We start from the raw sequence: 1868 nt of genomic DNA, 5'->3' as shown, positions 1-1868 counted from the left end.
CCGTCCGAGGATTTCGCGGCGCAGGCCAACGCCACGTCGGCGCTCTACGGCCAGGCCGATGCGGACCGCGAGGCGTTCTGGGCCGAGCAGGCATCGCGGTTGCAGTGGGACACCGAGTGGGACCAGGTCCTGGACTGGTCCGACGCGCCGTTCGCGAAGTGGTTCGTCGGCGGCGCGCTCAACGTGGCCTACAACTGCGCCGACCGGCACGTCGAAGCCGGCCACGGCGACCGCGTCGCGATCCACTGGGAAGGCGAACCCGGCGACACCCGCACCATCACCTACGCCGAACTCCAGCGCGAGGTCTCCCGCACCGCCAACGCCCTGGCCGAACTCGGTGTCGGCAAGGGCGACCGGGTCGCGATCTACCTGCCGATGCTGCCCGAGGCCGTGTTCTCCATGCTGGCCTGCGCCCGCCTCGGCGCCCTGCACAGCGTCGTGTTCGGCGGCTTCTCCGCCGAAGCGCTGCGCTCCCGCATCAACGACGCCCAGGCCAAGGTCGTCATCACCGCCGACGGCCAGTACCGCCGCGGCAAAGCCCTGCCCCTGAAGGCCAGCGTCGACGAGGCCATCGCCGAGGCCCCCAGCGTCGAACACGTCCTGGTCGTCCAGCGCACCAGCACCGAGGTCACCTGGAACGATTCCCGCGACACGTGGTGGCACGACGTCGTCGAGAAGCAGCCCGAGGCCCACACCCCGGAGGCCTTCGACAGCGAACACCCGCTGTTCATCCTCTACACCTCCGGCACCACCGGACGCCCCAAGGGCATCCTGCACACCTCCGGCGGCTACCTCACCCAAGCCGCCTACACCCACCACCACGTCTTCGACCTCAAACCCGAGTCCGACGTGTACTGGTGCACCGCCGACATCGGCTGGGTCACCGGCCACACCTACATCGTCTACGGGCCCCTGGCCAACGGCGCCACCCAGGTCATCTACGAAGGCACCCCCAACACCCCCCACGAAGGCCGGCACTGGGAGATCGTCCAGAAGTACGGCGTCACGCTCTACTACACCGCGCCGACCACGATCCGCACCTTCATGAAGTGGGGCGCCGACATCCCCGCCAAATACGACCTGTCCTCGCTGCGGGTGCTCGGCTCGGTCGGTGAACCCATCAACCCCGAAGCCTGGATCTGGTACCGCACCCACATCGGCTCCGACCGCACCCCCATCGTCGACACCTGGTGGCAAACCGAAACCGGCGCGATCATGATCTCCCCGCTGCCCGGCGTCACCGCCACCAAACCCGGCTCCGCGCAAACCCCGCTGCCCGGCATCTCCGCCAAGGTCGTCGACGAAACCGGCACCGAAGTCGGACCCGGCGGCGGCGGCCTGCTCGTCCTCGACAAACCCTGGCCCTCCATGCTCCGCGGCATCTGGGGCGACGACGAGCGCTACACCGACACCTACTGGTCCAAATTCGCCGACCTCGGCTTCTACTTCGCCGGTGACGGCGCCAAGTACGACACCGACGGCGACCTCTGGCTGCTCGGCCGCGTCGACGACGTCATGAACGTCTCCGGCCACCGCATCTCCACCACCGAGGTCGAATCCGCCCTGGTCTCCCACCCCAACGTCGCCGAAGCCGCCGTCGTCGGCGCCAGCGACCCCACCACCGGACAAGGCATCGTCGCCTTCGTCATCCTCCGCGGCGGCGTCGCCGACGAAGCCGGCGGTGAGGCCGCACTCGCCGAACTCCGCAACCACGTCTCCAAGGAAATCGGCCCCATCGCCAAACCCCGGCAGATCATGGTCGTGCCCGAACTCCCCAAGACCCGCTCCGGCAAGATCATGCGCCGCCTCCTGCGCGACGTCGCCGAAAACCGCGAAGTCGGCGACGTCTCCACACTCGCCGACTCCTC

1 protein-coding gene is annotated in these 1868 nt (G+C 68.8%); it reads left to right on the top strand.

Going from position 1 to position 1868, the window contains the following annotated elements; genetic code table 11:
• A partial coding sequence (acs, locus tag KBO27_RS33320) for an acetate--CoA ligase (RefSeq protein WP_210973816.1) occupies positions 1-1868 on the top strand: 1868 nt, incomplete at both ends.

It is taken from the genome of Saccharopolyspora endophytica, from assembly GCF_018070075.1.
In the GTDB taxonomy this organism is placed as follows: Bacteria; Actinomycetota; Actinomycetes; order Mycobacteriales; family Pseudonocardiaceae; genus Saccharopolyspora; species Saccharopolyspora endophytica.
The sequence above is the reverse complement of the archived record's forward strand: the minus strand, read 5'-3'. Positions and strand labels throughout refer to the sequence as shown.